24 protein-coding genes and 1 pseudogene are annotated in these 21,057 nt (G+C 34.6%); 4 read left to right on the top strand and 21 right to left on the bottom strand.

Annotated features, from left to right (window positions below):
* Positions 1 to 45: 45 nt before the first annotated feature.
* The 8 genes from NEH75_RS03125 to NEH75_RS03090 form a co-directional block, all read right to left on the bottom strand.
* Positions 46 to 1,437 (bottom strand): 6-phospho-beta-glucosidase, encoded by a 1,392-nt coding sequence (locus tag NEH75_RS03125; RefSeq protein WP_317452414.1) that lies wholly within the window; start codon positions 1,435 to 1,437, stop codon positions 46 to 48.
* A 335-nt stretch (positions 1,438 to 1,772) separates the two neighbouring features.
* Positions 1,773 to 3,200: a 6-phospho-beta-glucosidase gene (locus NEH75_RS03120; RefSeq protein ID WP_262948526.1), complete on the bottom strand. Its 1,428-nt coding sequence runs from the start codon at positions 3,198 to 3,200 to the stop codon at positions 1,773 to 1,775.
* 80 nt (positions 3,201 to 3,280) lie between these two features.
* Positions 3,281 to 4,570 (bottom strand): PTS sugar transporter subunit IIC, encoded by a 1,290-nt coding sequence (locus NEH75_RS03115; protein WP_055305328.1) that lies wholly within the window; start codon positions 4,568 to 4,570, stop codon positions 3,281 to 3,283.
* Positions 4,571 to 4,598: 28 nt separating this feature from the next.
* Entirely contained in the window at positions 4,599 to 4,901 is a 303-nt protein-coding gene (locus NEH75_RS03110) for a PTS sugar transporter subunit IIB (protein WP_055275833.1), read from the bottom strand.
* Positions 4,902 to 4,919: 18 nt separating this feature from the next.
* On the bottom strand, positions 4,920 to 5,234 hold the full coding sequence (locus NEH75_RS03105; protein WP_055244086.1) for a PTS lactose/cellobiose transporter subunit IIA: 315 nt from the start codon (positions 5,232 to 5,234) through the stop codon (positions 4,920 to 4,922).
* Positions 5,235 to 5,246: 12 nt separating this feature from the next.
* On the bottom strand, positions 5,247 to 6,680 hold the full coding sequence (locus tag NEH75_RS03100) for a 6-phospho-beta-glucosidase (protein WP_055275836.1): 1,434 nt from the start codon (positions 6,678 to 6,680) through the stop codon (positions 5,247 to 5,249).
* A 191-nt stretch (positions 6,681 to 6,871) separates the two neighbouring features.
* Entirely contained in the window at positions 6,872 to 7,612 is a 741-nt protein-coding gene (locus tag NEH75_RS03095; protein ID WP_055305326.1) for a MurR/RpiR family transcriptional regulator, read from the bottom strand.
* A gap of 238 nt (positions 7,613 to 7,850) precedes the next feature.
* Positions 7,851 to 10,019, bottom strand: coding sequence for a DNA topoisomerase III (locus NEH75_RS03090; protein ID WP_262948525.1), 2,169 nt, complete (start codon positions 10,017 to 10,019; stop codon positions 7,851 to 7,853).
* Positions 10,020 to 10,153: 134 nt separating this feature from the next.
* On the opposite strand from NEH75_RS03090, the gene NEH75_RS03085 reads away from it, so the two are divergent.
* Entirely contained in the window at positions 10,154 to 10,756 is a 603-nt protein-coding gene (locus NEH75_RS03085; RefSeq protein ID WP_055244091.1) for a C39 family peptidase, read from the top strand.
* A gap of 4 nt (positions 10,757 to 10,760) precedes the next feature.
* On the opposite strand, the gene NEH75_RS03080 is transcribed toward NEH75_RS03085, so the two are convergent.
* Positions 10,761 to 10,925 carry a hypothetical protein gene (locus tag NEH75_RS03080; RefSeq protein WP_156343937.1) on the bottom strand — a complete coding sequence of 55 codons (165 nt, stop codon included), beginning with the start codon at positions 10,923 to 10,925 and terminating at the stop codon, positions 10,761 to 10,763.
* A 133-nt stretch (positions 10,926 to 11,058) separates the two neighbouring features.
* Between NEH75_RS03080 and NEH75_RS03075 the strand changes: the two genes are divergently transcribed.
* Positions 11,059 to 11,973, top strand: coding sequence for a cation diffusion facilitator family transporter (locus tag NEH75_RS03075; RefSeq protein ID WP_055244093.1), 915 nt, complete (start codon positions 11,059 to 11,061; stop codon positions 11,971 to 11,973).
* A 149-nt stretch (positions 11,974 to 12,122) separates the two neighbouring features.
* On the opposite strand, the gene NEH75_RS03070 is transcribed toward NEH75_RS03075, so the two are convergent.
* Entirely contained in the window at positions 12,123 to 12,791 is a 669-nt protein-coding gene (locus tag NEH75_RS03070) for a hypothetical protein (protein ID WP_055244095.1), read from the bottom strand.
* A gap of 100 nt (positions 12,792 to 12,891) precedes the next feature.
* A complete protein-coding gene (locus tag NEH75_RS03065) occupies positions 12,892 to 13,692 on the bottom strand; it encodes an HAD-IIB family hydrolase (protein WP_055275844.1) in 801 nt (266 codons plus the stop codon).
* A gap of 188 nt (positions 13,693 to 13,880) precedes the next feature.
* Between NEH75_RS03065 and NEH75_RS03060 the strand changes: the two genes are divergently transcribed.
* Positions 13,881 to 14,009 carry a hypothetical protein gene (locus tag NEH75_RS03060; RefSeq protein WP_256637890.1) on the top strand — a complete coding sequence of 43 codons (129 nt, stop codon included), beginning with the start codon at positions 13,881 to 13,883 and terminating at the stop codon, positions 14,007 to 14,009.
* Between the two features lie 94 nt (positions 14,010 to 14,103).
* On the opposite strand, the gene NEH75_RS03055 is transcribed toward NEH75_RS03060, so the two are convergent.
* Both NEH75_RS03055 and NEH75_RS03050 read right to left on the bottom strand, forming a co-directional pair.
* Positions 14,104 to 14,325 carry a hypothetical protein gene (locus NEH75_RS03055; protein WP_055275846.1) on the bottom strand — a complete coding sequence of 74 codons (222 nt, stop codon included), beginning with the start codon at positions 14,323 to 14,325 and terminating at the stop codon, positions 14,104 to 14,106.
* A gap of 54 nt (positions 14,326 to 14,379) precedes the next feature.
* Positions 14,380 to 14,790, bottom strand: a complete 411-nt coding sequence (locus tag NEH75_RS03050; RefSeq protein ID WP_262948524.1) for an alpha/beta fold hydrolase — start codon at positions 14,788 to 14,790, stop codon at positions 14,380 to 14,382.
* A gap of 135 nt (positions 14,791 to 14,925) precedes the next feature.
* Between NEH75_RS03050 and NEH75_RS03045 the strand changes: the two genes are divergently transcribed.
* Positions 14,926 to 15,357 (top strand): hypothetical protein, encoded by a 432-nt coding sequence (locus NEH75_RS03045; RefSeq protein WP_262948523.1) that lies wholly within the window; start codon positions 14,926 to 14,928, stop codon positions 15,355 to 15,357.
* A gap of 133 nt (positions 15,358 to 15,490) precedes the next feature.
* On the opposite strand, the gene NEH75_RS03040 is transcribed toward NEH75_RS03045, so the two are convergent.
* From NEH75_RS03040 to NEH75_RS03005, 8 genes and pseudogenes are all read right to left on the bottom strand, one after another.
* Positions 15,491 to 15,613 (bottom strand): hypothetical protein, encoded by a 123-nt coding sequence (locus NEH75_RS03040; RefSeq protein WP_262941408.1) that lies wholly within the window; start codon positions 15,611 to 15,613, stop codon positions 15,491 to 15,493.
* Between the two features lie 248 nt (positions 15,614 to 15,861).
* A complete protein-coding gene (locus tag NEH75_RS03035) occupies positions 15,862 to 17,169 on the bottom strand; it encodes an IS1380 family transposase (RefSeq protein WP_055305830.1) in 1,308 nt (435 codons plus the stop codon).
* 151 nt (positions 17,170 to 17,320) lie between these two features.
* A pseudogene (locus NEH75_RS03030) lies at positions 17,321 to 17,515 on the bottom strand (ATP-binding cassette domain-containing protein); the annotation flags it as partial.
* Between the two features lie 44 nt (positions 17,516 to 17,559).
* On the bottom strand, positions 17,560 to 18,039 hold the full coding sequence (locus NEH75_RS03025) for a glutathione peroxidase (RefSeq protein WP_055305831.1): 480 nt from the start codon (positions 18,037 to 18,039) through the stop codon (positions 17,560 to 17,562).
* Positions 18,040 to 18,116: 77 nt separating this feature from the next.
* The gene (locus NEH75_RS03020) at positions 18,117 to 18,548 is read right to left on the bottom strand and encodes a MarR family winged helix-turn-helix transcriptional regulator (protein WP_055305832.1); all 432 of its coding nucleotides are present in this window, start codon (positions 18,546 to 18,548) and stop codon (positions 18,117 to 18,119) included.
* A 554-nt stretch (positions 18,549 to 19,102) separates the two neighbouring features.
* Complete coding sequence (locus NEH75_RS03015; protein ID WP_055305833.1) at positions 19,103 to 19,426, bottom strand: hypothetical protein; 324 nt, start codon at positions 19,424 to 19,426, stop codon at positions 19,103 to 19,105.
* A 314-nt stretch (positions 19,427 to 19,740) separates the two neighbouring features.
* Positions 19,741 to 20,070, bottom strand: a complete 330-nt coding sequence (locus tag NEH75_RS03010; RefSeq protein ID WP_055305834.1) for a hypothetical protein — start codon at positions 20,068 to 20,070, stop codon at positions 19,741 to 19,743.
* A gap of 227 nt (positions 20,071 to 20,297) precedes the next feature.
* Entirely contained in the window at positions 20,298 to 21,008 is a 711-nt protein-coding gene (locus tag NEH75_RS03005) for a hypothetical protein (RefSeq protein ID WP_055305835.1), read from the bottom strand.
* Positions 21,009 to 21,057: the final 49 nt, after the last annotated feature.

Genomic DNA, 21,057 nt, shown 5'->3' with positions numbered 1-21,057 from the left:
AAAACGGAGCAAAATCACTCCGTTTTAGTTCTCTATTTGTAACAATTAATAGCCCTCGGCTATTAACCTTTGAACTTTTTCATCTTTAACCTTAACACCAGCTTCTTTTAATTCTTGAATTTTTTTTGCAAATTGAGGAAGATATTTTTCATTAGCAACTAACATTTCATCTAATACTTGCTTTGCAATATTTCCTCCCATCACTTGTGGATTTAATAAGAAAGCCTGTAAAGCTAAACCATAATCACCTGTTATTGCAGCTTCAATTGTACATTCTTCCATAGCCTTCATGACTTGTAGCCATCCTTTTTCAGCACTATTTAGTTTCCCCCACGCAACAGGAGATGCTCCCTTGGCTGTTAAATAACTCGTTACTTCAATGATACTATCAGCATCTAAATCAGGTAATGCTCCATTATTTTTTGTCGATACCACCATCGGAATATTTTTATTATTATAGATTGCATTAATACATTCGCAGGCAGCATCGCTATAATATGTTCCTCCACGTTGTGTGAGTTGTTCTGGCTTATAATTAAGAGTTGGATCTTTATATAATTCAAATAGTTCCGCTTCTGTCTTCTTAACTTGTTCTCCTCGTGTACCTATCCCATGATACTCTTCTAATCCATGCTTTAACATTTCATCTTGTAAATAATAATATCGATGATATCCACATGGAATGACTTTCATTTGTTCTAATTGTTCTCTCACAAAATCAACTTTAAAAATATTAGTAGGGGTTCCATCATCTTTGGTATACATGGCATCAATAATATCTTCTGTAATGTCTTTTCCTGTTTTATCAAATACTTTATGCCAGTGAAAATGATTTAAGCCAGCAAATTGATAAATTAATTCTTCCCCATTTATCGAAAGCATTTCAGGTTCTTTCATCATCGAGTTCACGGGTACATTACATAAACCAATGCATTTTTCCCATTTTCCATATTTGATCACTGTTTCCGTAATCATTCCACTTGGATTTGTAAAATTAATTAACCAGGCATCTGGACATAACTCTTTCATATCCTCTACGATATCTAAAATAACCGGAACTGTTCGGAAGGCTTTCATCATTCCCCCAGCCCCATTTGTTTCCTGACCAAGCATGCCATAAGAAAATGGAATTCGCTCATCTTTAATGCGTGCATTTAATAAGCCTGCTCTAAATTGAGTTGTAACAAAATCTGCATCAATTAATGCTTCACGACGATCAAGAGTTAAATAAACTTTAACATCATACGGTGATGCATCCCACATTCTTTGTGCCATTTGTCCAACAATCTCTAATTTTTCTTTTCCCTCTTCTACGTCGACTAACCAAAATTCTTTAATCGGGCACTCTTCATATCGTTTGATAAATCCTTCCATTAATTCAGGAGTATAGCTACTTCCTCCCCCAATTGTTACAATTTTAATGCCATCCCTTTTCACCTTCATCTACCTCCGAATGAACTTATAAGAATCTGTTAAGAAATTACCTTTACTAATCAAGAAACGTAGAGGTTGCTCTCATGATCTCCAATTAAGATAAATATTCTTTTTTCTACCTAGACCTCAAAAGATAGTTCCTCTAATTATAATCAACCTTAGAAATCAAAAAGCTTTACCGTAAATCCCCTAGAATTTCTCAGAAAATATAGTTTTTGGCTAGAAGTGTTATCTCTCCTTCAATCAAAAAATTACCTATATTATAAAATAAGTTTATAAATTTGTAACTTTTCCCTACTCACGCTAATTTTAGAGTTTAGAGGTGAGAAAAATTTATATTACGCTAATTGTTCACCATTCGACTTAATGACTTTTTTATACCAATCATATGATTTCTTTTTGGAACGTTTTAGTGTTCCATTCCCATCATTATCTTTATCGACATAAATAAAACCATAACGTTTTTTCATTTCACCTGTTCCAGCGCTGACCAGGTCAATACACCCCCAAGTGGTATAACCTATTAAATCTACACCATCTAATTCAACAGCTTCTTTCATTGCTTTAATATGTTCACGTAAGTAATCAATTCGATAATCATCTTTCACATAACCGTTAGCATCAGGAACATCAACGGCACCTAGTCCATTCTCCACGATAAAGAGTGGTTTTTGATAACGGTCATATAAGGCATTCATTGTAATACGAAGACCTAATGGATCGATTTGCCATCCCCATTCACTAGCTTCTAAATATGGATTTTTTAGAGTTTCAAAAGCATTTCCGTCTGTTGTTTTATTCACTTCTGGATCTGCACTTGTTAAGCGAGATGAGTAGTAAGAGAATGAGATGAAGTCAACGGTATGATTTTTTAAGATTTCAACATCCCCTTCTTCAAATGGAATTTCAATTCCTTCACGTTCAAGTTGTTTTAATGCATAGGCTGGATATTCTCCACGTGATTGAACATCAATAAAGAAATAATTTTCTCGATCTTTTTCCATTGACTTCCAAACATCAGCAGGATGACATGTATTTGCATATGTATTTCCCGCTGCTAACATACATCCAATTTTAAACTCTGGATTAATTTCATGACCAATCTTTGTTGCTAATGCACTTGCTACGAGCTCATGATGAGCCGCCACATATTTAACTTGTTGTTTATTTTCACCTTCTTCAAAGCATAAACCAGCTCCCATAAAAGGGAAATGTAAAATCATATTAATCTCATTAAATGTTAACCAATACTTCACTTTGTTTTTATAGCGTTTAAAGATGACTTCACAATAGTGTACATAATGATCAATCATTTGGCGACTTCTCCAAGAACCAATGGTCTCAATTAGATGCATTGGTACATCAAAGTGACAAATCGTCACAAGTGGCTCAATCCCATACTTTAAGCATTCATCAAATAAATTATCATAAAACTGTAAGCCTGCTTCATTTGGCTCCAATTCATCTCCTTTTGGAAAAATACGAGACCAAGCAATGGATAAACGATAACACTTAAATCCCATTCCTGCTAACAGTGCAATATCCTCTTTATAATTATGATACATATCAATAGCCTCATGACCCGGATAAAAATGATCATCATCGCATCTAAACATCTTCATTTCACCTGAACCAACTGAAAAACGATCGACACCTGCAGGTATCACGTCAACATTCGCTAATCCACGTCCACCTTCTAAATATGCTCCTTCACATTGATTGGCTGCCGTTGCGCCTCCCCATAAAAAATCCTCTCTAAATGCCATACTACTTCCTCCTTATTATCGTCGAATAAATTTTCCTAATATTTAAAAAAACTAGCTGAAGAAATTCAGCTAGTTTTGAATTAATTAGTGCCTTTCTCTGCTTGTAAATTCATCTTATCTATTTTGCGAATAAATGGTAAGTAAACGAAGAAGGATAAAGCTAAAATAAAAGTTTGTAAGACAGCCATTTTCCATCCTCCTACTAAGAACCCTGAAACAATTGGTGGTGTTGTCCATGGAACCATTACTCCACCAAACATTGGGACTAATCCAACTGCAATTGAGAAGTATAAGATTAATCCAGAGATGACTGGCATAGCAATAAATGGAATCGCTAAGAATGGATTCATTACAATTGGCGTCCCGAATAAAATTGGCTCATTAATATTAAATAGCCCTGGAACCCCCCCTAATCTACCTAACTCTTTACATTGGGCAGACTTTGCAAAGAAAATCATGTAAATAACTAATCCAATTGTCATTCCAGCTCCTGTTACATTTATAAATTGATCAAGGAACTGTTGGGTTACGATGCGTCCACCATTTTCAATTGTTAAAGCCATTCCAGAATCTAGGATTGCTTGATTGGCTAATGAGTTAGCCGTTAAAACTGAACCGATAATTCCACCAACAATCGTTGATCCATGAATACCAAAGAACCATAAGAATGGAATCATTAAGGTCATCACAATAACTCCACCTAAAGAATCTGTTAAACCTTGTAATGGTGTTTGAATAAATGCATAAACAGCTTCAATGAATGTTGTATCTAAGACAAATTTAAAGAAGGAATAAATAAGTGTCGCTCCTGTAACAATGACAAACCCTGGAATCAACGCTGTAAATGAATTGGCCACTCCTTCTGGTACACCAGCCGGCATTTTAATTCGAATATCATTCTTCATGAACCAAGAATAAATCCAACCAACTAATAAACCAATAATAATTGCTGAAATCATCCCTTGACCTGCTGTCCATGTTTTGTTAATAACATTGCTTACAATTTCTCCACTTTCAGTTACAACAAAAGAATCTGTTGTTAAAATAAATGTTACCGCTGCCAATACCCCTGCATTTAATGCCTCATATCCTTCATTTTTAACATATTTATAAGCAATACCGATAACCCCAATAAGTGCAATAATATTAAATGTAGCACCATATGCTTGATTTAATGGGTCAATCCATCCCATTGAATCAAACCAATTAACAACAGCTGGAACTGGAAAATTAGCTAATAATAAGAATACTGAACCCACAATTGTTAATGGCATCGTATATAGTAGCCCATCTTTTAGGGCTACAACTCCCTTTAAACTAACAAACTTCATAATTGCTGGAATTACTTTGTTACTAAAAAACTCTTGCATCTAAATCCCCCCACTATATGTATAGTCTCTATTTTAATTTTAATGCAAAATCTAATACATTCTTTCCATTCATCATCCCGTAATCTACCATCGGAATTACAGCTACCGGAATATTTTTAGGCTTACAAATTTGCTCTGCTGCTTTTAATCGATAACCAACTTGTGGACCAAGTAAGGCGATATCACAGTCATTTGTTTCCTTTTCCATTTCAGCTTCAGGATAAGCTGCAATTTGTACCTCCATTCCCTTTACAGCTGCTGCTTCTTCCATTTTTTTAACTAACATACTTGTTGACATTCCACCTGCACAAAATAATTTGATTTTTAACATTTTACATTCCCCCTTGAATTATTGATGATATTTATCGCTATAGAGTTCAATAAACTCTTCCGCTACAATTTTTAATGTCTCAGTTGTCATTAATTGATCTTCGGCATGCATAAGTAATAAGCTAAATTCTGATTTTTCACCTGCTGCTTCTTTTTGAATCAATGAAGCATGTGCATGATGACCATCAACAAACACTTTAACTCCATCTTCAATTAACTGTTTTGCTGCTTGAATGTTACCTTTTTTTGCCTCTTGAATTGCCTCGACATACATACTTCGCGCTGTACCTACAGCTGAAATAATTTGAAAACTAATTAATTCATTTCCATTCACTCAATTTTCCTCCTATCCTAATTGTTGCCCATTACTTTCAATCACTTTTTTGTACCAATCAAATGAGAGTTTTTTGCTTCTAGCTAACGTTCCATTTCCTTCATTATCACGATCGACATAAATCATCCCGTAACGCTTCTTCATTTCACCTGTTCCAAATGAAATGAGATCAATACATCCCCAAACGGTGTATCCTATAACATTCACGCCATCTAAGTTAATAGCTTTTTCCATTTCCTCAATATGATTTCTTAAATAGGTAATTCGATAATCATCATAAATCATTCCATCTTCCGATATTTGATCAATAGCGCCAAATCCATTTTCTACGATAAATAGTGGTAATTGATAACGATCATATAAGATATTTAACGTGTAGCGTAATCCAACAGGATCAATCTGCCATCCCCAATCTGACGCTTTAATGAATGGATTTTTAACAAAGTTTTTAAAAGCTTCATTAGCTTTTGTTTCTAAATTGGCTTTAACGGCCGCCGACATGTAATAGCTTAACCCAATATAATCCACTTTACCTTCTTTAAGGATCTGTTCATCGCCAGGTTCGATTACAATATTTAGTCCGTTTCGTTCCCACATCTTTTTCGCATAGTTTCCATATGCACCACGACAATGAACATCGGCATAATACCAACGTTTTCTCATCTCTTCTTCACAAAGCATCATATCTTCTGGGTCACACGAGTACGGATAGATCGGAACCATGGCCATCATACATCCGATTTTAAAATCTGGATTTATTTCATGACCTATTTTCACGACTTTCGCACTTGCAACTAATTCATGATGAACAGCTTGGTAAACAACTTCTTCCCGATTGTCATCTTCATTAAATATAATTCCTGAATTACAAAACGGAAATAAATCTTCCTCAAAATCAGCTTGATTATTAATTTCATTAAATGTCATCCAATATTTGACCTTATCTTTGTATCGTTTCATAACCGTTTCAGCAAATCTTACAAAGAAGTCAATACATTGACGATTTCTAAATCCCCCGTACTCTTTAACTAAGTGATATGGCATTTCAAAATGAGATAATGTAATGACGGGTTCAATCTTATATTTTAATAATTCATCAAATAAGTTATCATAGAATTTTAACCCTTCTTCATTTGGTTCTAATTCATCTCCTTTTGGAAAAATACGTGTCCATGCAATTGAGGTTCTAAAACATTTAAACCCCATCTGTGCAAATAATGCCACGTCTTCTTTATAGTTTGAATAAAAATCAATTCCTGTATGATTAGGGTAATAGTTTCCATCCTGTATTCCATCAGTAATCTTTCGTTTGACACCATGAGAACCTGCTGTCATTACATCTGCAATACTTATTCCCTTTCCTCCCTCATTCCAACCTCCTTCAAGTTGGTGAGCAGCTACTGCTCCTCCCCATAGAAATCCTTCCGGAAATTTATTTGACATCATCAATCCTCCCCCTAGAGTTTGAACTCTCTTACTCTTGATTACACGCTCATTATAACAAACGCTTACAAGTCTGTCATTAATTTCAAATTTCAAAAAAACAAGTAACGAATTCAAAAATTTTTTCCATAAAAAAAACTTGTTTTTTACTATTTTACAAACAAAAAAAGCTTATGAATGCATAAGCTTTTAAGCTAAACGATCTCAATATCTTGTAGTAAGTGTTGAACTTTTTTTCCAATTTTCTCTAAAATAAAAATGACAGGCACTTGTGTGGTGAGGTCTCCATACTGTACTCTATCTATCGGCATATAGTAAGTTAAACAAACATCTGACATTTTAGCAATAGTACTTGTTTCACTATTTGTTAAACAAACAATCGCACAATTAAATCTAATAAAACGTCGCAATTGTTCCATCACTTGTCCCGTCTCACCTGAAACCGATAAAACAACAATTACAGCTCCATCATAAAATCCAGCTGGAACTGGATAATAGGGATCATCAATATACTGGGCAACCTTTCCACTATTTGTTAAATATCTCGCTCCATACTTTGCTACAATTCCTGAACTTCCAATTCCAAGGAAAATGACCTTTGAAGCATAATAAATTAAACTTGCTACTTCATCCAGCTGTTTATTAAACTCTTCTGAATCTGCTCTATAAAAAAAATTTACCAATACTCTAATATCCTCTTTTTTAGCCTGATTAGGAACCTCATTTAGGTACATCTTATACTTTACTTTAAATTCAGAATACCCATTACACCCCATTTTTTTACAAAATCGAAGAACTGTTGTAGTTGAAACATGTGAACCTTCAGCTAACTCTCTTATTTTCATCTCAAGAACTTTCTCTTGATGTCTCATAATATAATTATAAACTTCTAATTCCAAGTCATTTAAATCTTTAACCTGCTCATATTTAAACACTTTGATTCCCCCATTATTCAAAGATTTCTACTTTCCAACTCACTTGTCACTCTATTCATTATAAGCAAATAATTAACCGTTTACAGATGTTGATTTAAATTTAATTATACAGTTAATATTTTTTAAATTCAATATGAAAATAACCTGAGACAAAAGGATGATATGTTTATCTCTTTTTAAGAAACTAATGACTACACTTATAAGAATAAAAGCCTCTCAACATTGAGAGGACCTTATTTTATAGTTTTAAGTTAGCTAATGCATCAGCTAAAGCTGAATTCATAGGTTCTGCATTTTTTTCTTGTTCTCGAAGATATTTTTGAACGTCGCGCTTGCTTCCTTGTTTTTTCTGTTCTTGTTTTCGTTTATTATAAGTACTTAATTTTTCACGGTGACCACAAACACAGGCAAACATTCGGTTTTCGCCTTCACCACGAAGCTCTAACTTCTTATGGCAGTTTGGACAACGTGAATTTGTGATTTGAGAAATGGTTTTACGTGTTCCACATTCACGATCTTGGCACACAAGCATTTTTCCACGTTTTCCATTAACCGCTAACATTGGCTTTCCGCACTCTGAACATTTCGTTGTCGTCAGATTATCATGCTTATATTTTGCATCACTGCCTTTAATTTCTTGAACAACGGTTGTCGCATACTCACGCATTTGATTAACAAAACTTTGACGTTTCAATTTTCCACTAGCAATGTCACTTAATTTTTGTTCCCACTCTCCTGTTAGTTCAGGTGATTTTAAATCGGTTGGGGCTAAATCAAGCAACTGGCGTCCTTTTGAAGTCAAGTGAATCTCTTGACCTTTCTTTTCAATCATGAAACTATTAAATAACTTTTCAATAATATCTGCACGGGTTGCAACCGTTCCAAGTCCACCCGTTTCATTTAATGTTTTTACCACATCACTGGATACCCCATTCATAAAACGAGCTGGATTTTCCATTGCTGATAATAAGGTCGCCTCATTAAAGTAAGCAGGTGGTTGCGTACGACCTGATGTTTGAATGATTTTTAAAATTGGTAAAATAGTACCCGCTTCTACCAGCGGTAAGTTTTGATGATCATCAGCCTCTTCATCTTGATGGCTATAAATTTCTTTAAACCCTAATGAAAGGACGCGTTTTCCTTTCGCTACAAATGTCTCACTTCCAATTTTCGCTGTTAACGTTGTTTGTTCATAGACGAACGGTTTCGAGAGTACCGCTAAGAAGCGTTTCACGACTAAATCAAAAATCTTACGTTCTTTATCACTTAAATCCGTTAATAAAGCTGTTTGTTCGGTTGGAATAATCGCATGGTGATCACTTACCTTTTTATCATCAACGAACGATTTATTCGTCACAAGTTTACCTTTTAATAACTGATTTGCCACTGCACGATAAGGCCCAATCGCGACTGCTTTTAAACGTTCAGGTAACGTCTCGACGATATCTGTTGAAATGTAGCGAGAATCCGTACGAGGATACGTTAAGACCTTATGATGTTCATATAATTTTTGCATGATCGATAACGTCTCTTTCGCCGAGAAACCAAACATACGATTGGCATCACGTTGTAACTCCGTTAAATCATAAAGTCCTGGCGCATACACTTTTTTCTCTGTCTTCGCTACCTTCTCAATTTGAGCCGACTGGCCTTGTAACGACTTGAATAACTGCCCAATACGCTCCTCATTAAACGTCTTAATATCTTTCGACTTCCCATCTTGCCACGTCCACTTGATTCCTTGACTGATCGCCGTTAACCCATAATAAGTCTTTGGCTTAAACTGCTTAATCTCCTCCTCACGTTTAGCAATCATCGCCAATGTTGGAGTTTGAACCCGTCCACAAGATAGTTGCGCATTATGTTTCGTCGTTAAGGCACGTGTCGCATTCATCCCCACAATCCAATCCGCCTCTGAACGAGCAATTGCTGAAGAATATAGATTATCATAGTTGCGACCATCCTTTAACGTTTTAAATCCTTGTTGAATCGCTTTATCCGTCACTGAAGAAATCCATAAACGCTTGATCGGCTTTTTAACGCCAACTTTCTCAATAATCCAACGAGCTACTAACTCCCCTTCACGTCCTGCATCAGTAGCAATGATAATTTCAGAGACATCTTTTCGAAGCATTTGTTCCTTAACTGCTTTAAATTGTTTCGATGTTTTCGGAATCACCACTAATTTAAACTGTTTAGGTAACATCGGTAAATCTTCTAGATTCCATGATTTATATTTCACATCGTAAGCTTCTGGATCGGCTAATGTTACTAAATGACCAAGTGCCCAAGTTACAATGTAATCTTTTCCTTCTAAATAACCATTTCCTTGCTTGGTACAATTTAAAACGCGCGCAATATCGCGTCCAACGGATGGTTTTTCAGCTAACACTAATCGTTTGCTCATGTTTAACATCCTTTCTTGAGTTAAATTCTTATTCATTGTATCATTTTCACCTAAAAAAAACTACGCTTCGATATTTTTACAGAAAATGTAAACCTATGATATAATAACTCTAATCAAACAGGGAGGATTTAATCATGAAGAAATTTTTAATTTGGGGAAGTCTGATTTTACTCGTTCTGACGACATTAGTTCTTTATTACCTATCGCCATTTCCAACAAGTGATCCAGTACAAGTGAACTATCCCGATTCATTTATCATTACGACGGAGAATCATTTTGAAACACAAGTCATCAATGAATGTTCTGCGTTCTCAAGTGCTTATGTCATGCGACACTTTGGGGAAACTAAAAAAGGCCTTGAACTCTATGAGGAATTTGATTATAAACTTCCGTTTTCCGGATATGTCTTGCCAAAAGGAATTTTAGATTATTTCAAAGACAGTTCTTATGATGTCACTATGTATCATGGAACATTTGAAACGTTAAAAACACGACTCACAGAAGGCACGCCAATTATTGTTTTAGTCGGAGATGGGCTAAAATGGCAACATTATATGACAGTTGTTGGCTATGATGATTCACTCCATGAAGTCTATTTCTTTGACTCTTTACGTGAAGGGGATGAAAATCAAGAAGCACCAGGAAATCGCACCCTATCAACGGACTATTTTTTAAGTATGTGGGATAATGGGGTTCCAATCTTTCATCATGTCTACTTTACCACTCAAAAAAGGTAATCCTTTAAAATAGAAAAGGATTACCTTTTTTTTGTTTCTCTTGTTCTTGTTCAAACACTTCATGACGTCTGAGTTGTTGATCATAAGCACACCAACAAATAAGTCCCATCCAGACGACACTGAGAATACAAATGATTAAGAGTATTTGAATGAAGATGTTGACACTCACACTGAATCCTTCCTTTATGTTTAAGATAACCTTACTATTCCAAAATCACGCCTTATTATACATCATTAGGCACGAATCCTAACTTTTCTCATATTTTATCATAACGATTAATTGAAACTTAGAGGTGATTCGTATGACTCATTCTACTCGTGAGCAAATTGGTAATCGTACGATTTTAATAACGGTCGTCATGAATATCTTTTTATCCTTGATTAAATTACTAGCTGGATTCATTGGGCATAGTACGTCAATGATTTCAGACGGAGTTCACTCATTATCTGATGTCATTAGTTCCATTGGCGTTTTTATTGGACTTCGAATTTCTCAAAAACCAGCGGATATTGATCATCCTTATGGGCATGAAAAGTTTGAAGCAGTCCTCAGTAAAATTTTAGCGTTCATCTTATTTTTAACAGGATTATCAATTGGATACTCTGCCATTGAAACGATTGTATCCAGCTCTTATATCATTCCTAAGATGATGACCATTTGGGCTGCCCTGTTATCAATCGGAGTTAAAGAATGGATGTATCATTACACCATTCGCCAAGCGAAAAAAATTGAATCAACCGCCTTAGCTGCTGATGCTTGGCATCATCGAAGTGACTCATTATCTTCGATCGGAGCCTTAATTGGGATTATAGGGGCACGTCTTGGATTCCCCATTTTAGATCCTTTAGCTGCATTAGTCATCACTCTCATCATTTTAAAAGTCGCGATTGAGATTTTCGTTGAAGCAACGAATCAAGTCATTGATAAGGCAGCCAGCCCTGAACTCGTTAATGAAATCATTCAACAAATTCAATCGGTTAATGGCGTTTTAGCGATTGATTCTTTAAAAACACGCGTTCATTCTAATCGAATTTATGTCGATTTAGAAATCTCAGTTGAAGCAACCTTAAGCTTAATTGAAGCTCATACGATTGCAGAAGCGGTTCATTATCAACTCGAACAAAACATTCATAAAATTAAACATTGTACTGTTCACGTTAATCCTCTGAAACTTCCAAGCGATCCTCCTTGTAAATATCATCATCCTCATGAATAAGCCTTTCATCCTATATTCTAATTATTACCCACAAATATTATTAGAGCACAACAAGAAGTAAAGAATCTGTTTTACTTGAAGTGAGTGATAACTTTGAAGTCGCAAACGATCAAATCCCATTAAAAAAAGCCCTACGCTAAGTGGGGCTTTTACTGTTGCACTGGAAACATATAATACGGCATCGCCGTTGTTACCGGGCGACCAACCGTTGGCAGTTGATAACTTGTCACACCCGATTGAACCATGGGATAGTTAGCAACAGCTTGTTGAGCCATTGGATAAGGTGTCATACCAGCTGGATACATCGCCGTCATTGGCATTTGATAAGTCGTGGGTTGGACATAGGTGGATTGCGCAGGAATGGTATACACATGGTGAGTCTCTTTAATCGGTTGTTTTCCCTTCCATTCATCAAAGTCAGGATATAACTCCTCATCTTCATCTACTGCACTTGATGAAATGATTTGTTTTTGTCCTTGTTGATTTTGAACTTGTGTTGCTTGTGGCGCAGAGCCATAAGGTGAATAGCCATACGGCATCGGCTGAGCAATTGGAATGGGTTGAACAACTGGCTGTGCAATAACAGGTTGAGCCGCTTGTGCATTTTTAGAACCAAATGCATTAGCCAAAAAAGCACCCGTTAACCCACCAATAATAAATGAACCTATACCACCAAAGCCAAATCCACCCCATGGACCACCACCTCCACAATTACCACCTGGTCCACATCCGTCTCCATCCCAAGCTCCATCATCCAAACCCCGATATCCTCTCATTAAATGATACGGGATTCTTCTATATGAACGTGGCCAATACATCAATTCACTCCCCTTCACTAGTCTGTTATATTATATCCAACTACACGGAAAGTGGTGTCTAACCTTGAAACAAAAAAAGCTAAAGTTCCCTTTAGCCTCTTTAATGATGATTTAAAATATAACGCAGAGCTTCCCCTACTGTTTCAAAAACTGCTTCTGCTTGTTCTTTAATTTCCTGACGAGCCTCAGGTAAAGTAAAACCATGATACTGTTCAAACATGGGAACATCATTAAAACTATCTCCCATACAATACACATGTTTATCTTTAATCTCATGAAGCTTCGCTACATATTCAACACCTGTTGCCTTTGATAAGCCTTTAGCTGAAATATCAACATGTCTTAAATTTGAAAAAGCAACCACTTGATCCCCAAACTCTTCATTAATTTGCTTCGCAAATGCCACGGCCTGCTTATGACTTTTTGTTTTAACTGAAATTTGTACAACAGGACGATTTAAGGCCTGTTCTAACGTCAAACTATACTTTCTTAAAAAAAGCTTAAACATAGCAAACAAATAAAATGTCTTATGCGTTAGACCAAATGTTGTTCGATAATGTCCACAAATTCCATCCGTTACCGCATATTGCAAAACATCCTCTTCTTGTATTCGCGTGATAATCTTTCGTGCCACTGCTTCATCCATCGATTGCTGAAATAAAATCTTACCCTCCCTAGACATAATAATTCCACCATTCAAGCCAACAATGTAATCATACACAATCCCATGCATTTTTTGCTCGAGTTTCATCATCGAAATTGGACGACCAGTGGCAAAAACAAATAAATGTCCCGCTTCTTGCCACCTTTTTGTCACTTTAATATTTTTTCGTAAGTCCAATTGCCCTTTCTTCGTATGCTTCCAATACGTTCCATCATAATCTGATGCAAATAGTTTCATAAACGTCCCCACCTAAATTTAATCTTACTGCCATTATAACTGATTTTGTTGAAAATGAACCCATTATTTCACTTTAATTTAACATCTAAGCATTAAACTTCCTTCTTTTTATTACCTTATGCACACTATCTAACCTCTAATTCCAACCACTTACCACTATTTAAAATATTTTAACCAAAAGGTATCGTATGCTAAAAACATCAGAAGGTGAGTTAATGAAAATTGAACTTCAAATTAATGAAGAACTAGACGAACCAACTATTCTTATTCAAACGCCTAAGTTAACTGAAGATATCCAACAAATCCTTCAACAATAAAAACGTAATCTTGTTATTTAAGGCCCCCAAAAAGTAATTGTCCCCCTTGACGCGATTTATTTAATACGTATCGTCACATTACCCGACTAATAAATTATTTATGGAATAACTGGATTCCCGATAAGACAGAAATAGCTCCAATTAATGCAAGATGTGTCCACTCTAACCAGACCCCAAAATTTCCACCTAAAACCACACTTGGTGATGTATTAGCTTCATCCACATAAATTCCTAATTGATAAAATAATTTAGCTGAAATGATTAAACAAATTAAACTCAAAATAAATAAAATCAGCTGTAACCCTTTATTCTTCATCAACCATTCTCCTTATCATTATTTCTATTTTTTTAAAATCTTATCATTCTCATCCTACCTTGTAAATAGCTTTATTTTTTTCCTTTCTTGTTCTATGCATAATTGATTTTGAATCTCTGTTTCTTTTGCTTTATTTAAAAAGTAGGTTCTTCCTGTACTCCGTTGTTCCCAGTTAACGATCGTATACTCATCTTCTAAATATTTTTGATATTTATAAATCATCGGTGTCATTGGGCTTCCAGGTCCACCATGAACAAATAAAATGATTGGATGATTAGCATGTTGACCTCGAATAGATAACCACTGCTTGATGCCATTAATTTCAATCACTTTTTCTTCATCAAGGCCATCACTAGCTAATATTTCATAATCCTTTAATGCTTTTTTCCGATAATATTCTCGATAAAGTAGGGCACCTCCCACTAATCCAAGAATGCCTATCAACAAAGCTTGTCTCACATTCATTTTTCCTCACTCCTCCTGTTATTTTTTACACACTAAACTTATGCTCTTTTTTAGCAAATTAGCCCAAAACTAGGCATATATTGATAGTGAGAGTCTATATTCATCTCAAATGATGATTAAGGGAGATTGATGATCATGGCTAATGTTAAATTTAATGAGAAAACGTATTATGTTCCATCTGAAAAGTTTTTAGTTGGTGTTAAACAGCATTGTAATGTCTATAAAGATCCTTCAACAAGCTCTAAAAAAGTAGCGTCTGTTGAAGAAAATCAAGTCTTTTCTGTTTCATCTAAAGTCAATGACATGTATCGAATTAAATTAGGCTGGCTTGAAAATGAAGCCTGTGACATTTTAAAAGGACCAACCAATGAAGTCATCCAATTAGCAGAGTCTTTCGTTGTTAAAATCATCAGTAATATCCTAGTCTTTACTGAACCTTCGATGACTGCTCATACCGCAACAGTTTTACGTATTGGGGACGTAGAGCGTGTCGTTGGGGAATCAGAAGACTTCTTTAAACTCGAACATGGAGGATATATCGAAAAACGCGGTTGTCGCCGTTATTAAGTTTCTATCCTGAATGCCTCCCCTTCATACACTTTAATTATTTTATGCTGTTCTTATTTTTCAATAATTCAATGTATTTTTTTACCAACAAATTTTGATATAAGAGAAGCCCGATTTGACATCGGGCTTTTTCTTATCCTGCTAAAGGTATTGCACATTCCTCTTGCTTCAATGTATACAATTCATAAAAAGCACCTTGACGTTGCACCAATTCATCAAACGTTCCCGCTTCTACAATTTGACCATGATCCATCACGATAATTTCATCATACTGTGATAAAATTTCCTCACTTAACTTATGAATAATCGTAATCCTGAATTATTCATGACCATTCAAAAAAAGCTGTGGACAGACTAAATTTTAGTCTAAACCACAGCTTTTTATCGTTTTGATTTTAAATTTGAGTCAATTGATACTCCAAATCTCTAAAAAAGGGTAGACTCCCCCCTTGGTGATGTGTTTCTCTAAAAAATATCTCATTTTCAAAGAACGACTTCAGTCACTTACTCTAACTGAATGGCCTGAATCGTTTTTAAACAATGATGGAAAACTTCTTTGTAAGGATGGTGACTACAGAGTTTGAACATGATTCTTCGTGATTGTTTCACTCGCTTGGCAGCGATTTTAATGAGTTTGATCCGTAAGGTTTCAATCTGCATCTTAGAAAACTCATGAGGTAATGTTAATCGTCTGACTCCATTGATGAGATTGTAAGCTAACACCATGAGTTGAATTCGGTTAACATTTGTCATCCAGTGCTTATGACTGACTTTATCCATTCTAAATCCATTTTTACACTCTTTGATATAGTTTTCCATCGTCCCACGTTTAGCGTATAGACTGATAACCATCTCCGGTCTTGTTTCCATGTTCGTCACTAAAAATAAATAATCGGGAATAAGTTCGCCTGCTTTTCGTCTCACTTGAACGATGACACGTCTTGGCCGATCCCAACTTTTTGCTTGATACTCAAACTCCCCATAGAATTGTTGAGAATATTGAAGTGAACACTCTTCCAAAAAAACATCCATTACTTCTTTAGCTAAACGATAGAGAGTAGCATTTGCCTTTAAACGGATCACATAGTTTGTGTTTAACGTTTCGCATAACTTATACAGTTCCTTATGAGCAAATCCACTATCTCCGCGAACGATTCGATAGCTCGATGTAAACCTCTTTTGATAGTGTGATAATAAGGGACCGATAAAAGAAACGATATTTCGTGAGGTATAAACATTCCCCGCACGAAGCTCAACTTTTAAACAGTCTCCAGTCATTCCATCAAAAACCATGAGAGGATGAAAGCCTTGTGCTTGATAGTGGGCATTAAAGGCCTTCCCATATTGATGACCATAGGTTTGAAAATGAGTGGAATCCACATCAAAAATAAAATGATGAGGCGTTTCGACTTGATAAAATTGCGATAATAGTTTTTGATTGATGAGTTCAAATTGCTTGCTTGTTTCCTTCGTCAATCGATGAGTAAAACGAGATAAAGTCGGTTGAGAAGCTAACGAGGGCTTATCAAGCAAAGTAGTTAATAAAGGGTCAACTCGTAACTCATCCGCATCATCAGCACAGTGATAACCAGCAATGGTTTGATAAATTTGTTGGAGACAGAGGTCGTGATTCGTATGAGTTCGAATCGCCTGATCAGTCTCTAAATAAAAATACTGTTTTAAGAGTTCTGGAAACTTCATGTGATGCATAAATTCTTGGATTAACAACAGTCCTGCATCCGACGTTAAATCCCCACCCTTGAAATTAAATTTAATCTTTTTATTGAAACGAAGTTGTTCTTGATGTATCATAAAAATGTAATCTCTCCTTAGTTTTGGTTTGGCGATTAAAACGATATCAAAAGAGAGATTATTTTCATAGTAAAATGCTTCACTTAAAAGGTGAAATAAAAAATAAAGAAAAAGCGTTGATTCCACTAAGGACTCAACGCTTTTTACATTTTTATAGTGAATAATTTAGGGTAATGACTGTTAACTCCTCAATTTCCAACAACGTCTTTTCAATGTCATACGCCGTTTGCAAATCAAGGGCTGACGTTCCTTCATCAAGCATTAAAATTGGCATCTGTTGAATAAGGGCACGTGCAATCGCCACTCGTTGCTTTTGTCCACCCGATAAATTTTTTACATTCTCACCAACGCTCGTGTTTAAACCATAAAAAAAGACTACCTACGGTAGCCTTACTTTGATAATAATATTTCAATATCGTTCGCTATTTTTGATGGTTTAACTGTCGGCGCATAACGCTTAATCACATTTCCATCACGATCAATTAAGAATTTTGTAAAGTTCCACTTAATCTCTGAACCAAATAATCCTTTTACTTCTTGCTTTAAGTAACGATAGATCGGATGTGCATGAGCACCATTTACCTCAATTTTCTCAAACATGTTAAATGTAACCCCGTAATTTAACTGACAAAATTCTTGGATTTCTTGATTACTTCCTGAATCTTGTTTTGCAAATTGATTGCAAGGGAATCCTAAAATTTCTAATCCTTTTGAATGATAAGTCTGATACAATTCTTCTAACTCTTTAAATTGTGGCGTTAATCCACACTTACTTGCTGTATTAACGACTAAGACAACATTCCCTTTATACTGCTCCATTTTTACCATTTGACCATTCATTTTCTTTGCTTCTAATCCATAAAAATTCATTATTATCGCTCCTTATTATTTTATAAAATTTAATTTTATACAATTTATTGATGGAATAAAGAAGTTAAACCACTGGTTTAACCTAATTTGTGAAGTAATTGATCTAATAGTTGCTTAAGAGGTAGTAGCTCTTCATATGTTCCACTAATCTGACAGAACACGCGTTTTGGAACATCACTCATTTGATCCTTTAACTGTAAACCTGCTTCGGTGAGTTCAACGACTACGACTCGATCATCATTTGGATCACGATATCGATGAATTAAACCCATATTTTCTATTTTTTTTAAAAGAGGCGTTAAGGTTCCAGAGTCAAGATGTAACCTTTGACCAATCTCTTTTACTGTTAATCGCCTATCTTCCCACAACACCAACATCGTCACATACTGAGTATACGTTAAGCCATATTTATCTAGTACCGGTTTATATAACTTAATGACTTTGCGTGAAGCAGCATACAATGAGAAACATAATTGATTTTCTAACTTTAAATGCTCATAGTTATTCATGATGCTTCCCCTTTCGTCAAATTTAATTGCATACAATCAATTATGGGGTAATCATAGCATACTCCAAAGAACCTGTCAAATCTTATTATAAAAGGCTACATCTCATCTATCGATTATTTCGATCTGATTGGATTAACTATCTATGTTTATTTTCTTTATGTTTAGTTAAGGTAACTCGACGATCTATATCTTTCATAAAACCATTAAATAAAAAGAAAAATAAGAGACCTGCCACTATCACCCCAAACTTTCCCATTAAAACAATAAAATCCACAATCATCCGTTACTCCATCTTCCTACTCTATTATTCACATTTATTAACATATTCGTTATAACATATTTTTATTCCCTATTCATTTAAAAAGTGCCTTCCCTTCAGTGATTAGGTAGGCACTTTATTATGTCATATTCTCTTGATTAATATTTATCACCTCATAATTAATCAACGGCTCCACAATTCTCTCACGAACAACATGATTTAATCTAAAAGCATAAAAATTTAAAGACTAGATACCTACTTCATCAACCTTTTCCCTTTCAGTTCAAGCTAATTACTAATGATGTCGATGTTTGTACTCAAAGATAGCACTTATAGCTAGAGTGAGAATTAAATAAATTAAAATATAAATCCAAGAGGATTGATTTAAAAATAAAAACAAAGTCACAACATAAGAAATTGACGTCATAATAACTGCAACTAATAAACTACCACCGTAAAACGCAACTAATATTCCTTGCAATAAATACAAAAATGGAAATAATGCTAATAACGGAACATATACTTGAGCTCGATCAATTTCCGTTTCAGCTAACAATTCTCCAGCCAGTAAAGTAACAAATGGTAATCCATAAATCACATACTTCATCAACCGCTTCATCCACTCATCCTCCTTCATATGATTAACACCTAATACATCATATGACAGAAGTAGACGTTCCGTTTATAATTTTTTAATCTTTACTCATTTCGTTTTTTCCTTTATACAAAGAACGTTAGAAATAGTGAACTATTTACCATATAGTCTGAACTGATTGTTTCCTTAATAAGATTTGGATTCCTTACCCCAATTAAGCTCCTAGCCAAAAAACGATCAATCTCTTAAAAGTAGATACTTTAATAATTTTCTTAGCTGTGTTAGATAATCTTGTTGATATTTTAATTGAAATAAAATTTAACTCAATATTTTTTACACTAAATTCCTAAAATCCAAAAATAATCATTTTTATTAACATCATTATTTATCCAATCATCTATTTGAATAAAAAAAGTAATAATACATTCTTTTTGATTTTCTTTACTCAAAGCTATTTTCTTTACATTTTCCCACTCATGCAAAGTTATTTTCTGAGGCCCATAATAATGATATTGCGAAAAAACTTTATCTAAATAAGGCATTAATAATATAAACTCTTCATCTATAAGAAAAAGAGAATCTTCATTCCAATTTTCAGGATAATCTTTAGCGTAACAAAACTCATACATATCATGACTTTCTAAATCATTCTTCTTCAATAACTTCACATTATTTCCTCCTACATCCTAAATTTTCACTTTAAATTTTAGCAAATCCCCTGACTAAACGGTATTTTTATGACATTTTTGAATCCTTTATACTTAAACCATAGCACATTTCACCTTAAAAACTTTATTTCCCCATAAAAAAAGACAAGTTCCTATCTGTCAATATGTCCAGATCTAAAGACTTGCCTCTTGCCAAACTTCCTACGAGATGACTTTCTCTATCCTATTTAATAATAGAGTGAACGGGAATCAAAGTAATAGTTATCCATTGTTCCATTAAAAACTACTTCCCCCTCCTCATTAAATAAAACATATTCAAAAGCATGGGTTGAATAAGCTGAGTACTTACTTTCGTTACTTATATTCATTTCTTCATTAAGATAGATGGTTTGTCTTTCTTTTGGATAGAGAATCACCTTCTGCTCTAAAGTAATATAATCTTTGCCTGTCGCTACTTCTACTAAAGATGGAGATTTTATTTTAATATAAAACATCTGTGTATCTCGACTACAATTTTTAAGATCAATGATTCCATTTATGCTAAGTGTCTCCTCATTTCCTTCCATTTGCACCGATGTTTTTTCTCGATCTAGATAAATTGCATTTAAATCCTCCGAAAATCCTTTATAAATTTGAATGATATTTATCCAAATCCCCGAAAAAATATTAAACAAAATAAACATAACAATCATTCGTCGAAAGGCAGTTTTAATCAAAGTATTCTCTCGAATATTATTTAACTGTTTTAAACACACATACATCCCAACAACGACAATAATGCCCGAATAATGTATCGCCCAATTGCTCCTTCTAATCGATTCAAATATTCGTTCAATAAACAACTCTGGAATGTTATTACTGTTCCCTACTAAAATAAATATGACTAGTAAACCCAAATAACAAAGTAAAGCTTTTTGTTTATTAGATAACTGATTCATTTGTCCTCTCCCCATCAACTATCATTTAAATTTCTAGAAAATTATACCA

Source organism: Turicibacter sp. T129 (assembly GCF_025594975.1).
GTDB lineage: Bacteria > Bacillota_I > Bacilli_A > MOL361 > Turicibacteraceae > Turicibacter > Turicibacter bilis.
The sequence above is the reverse complement of the archived record's forward strand: the minus strand, read 5'-3'. Positions and strand labels throughout refer to the sequence as shown.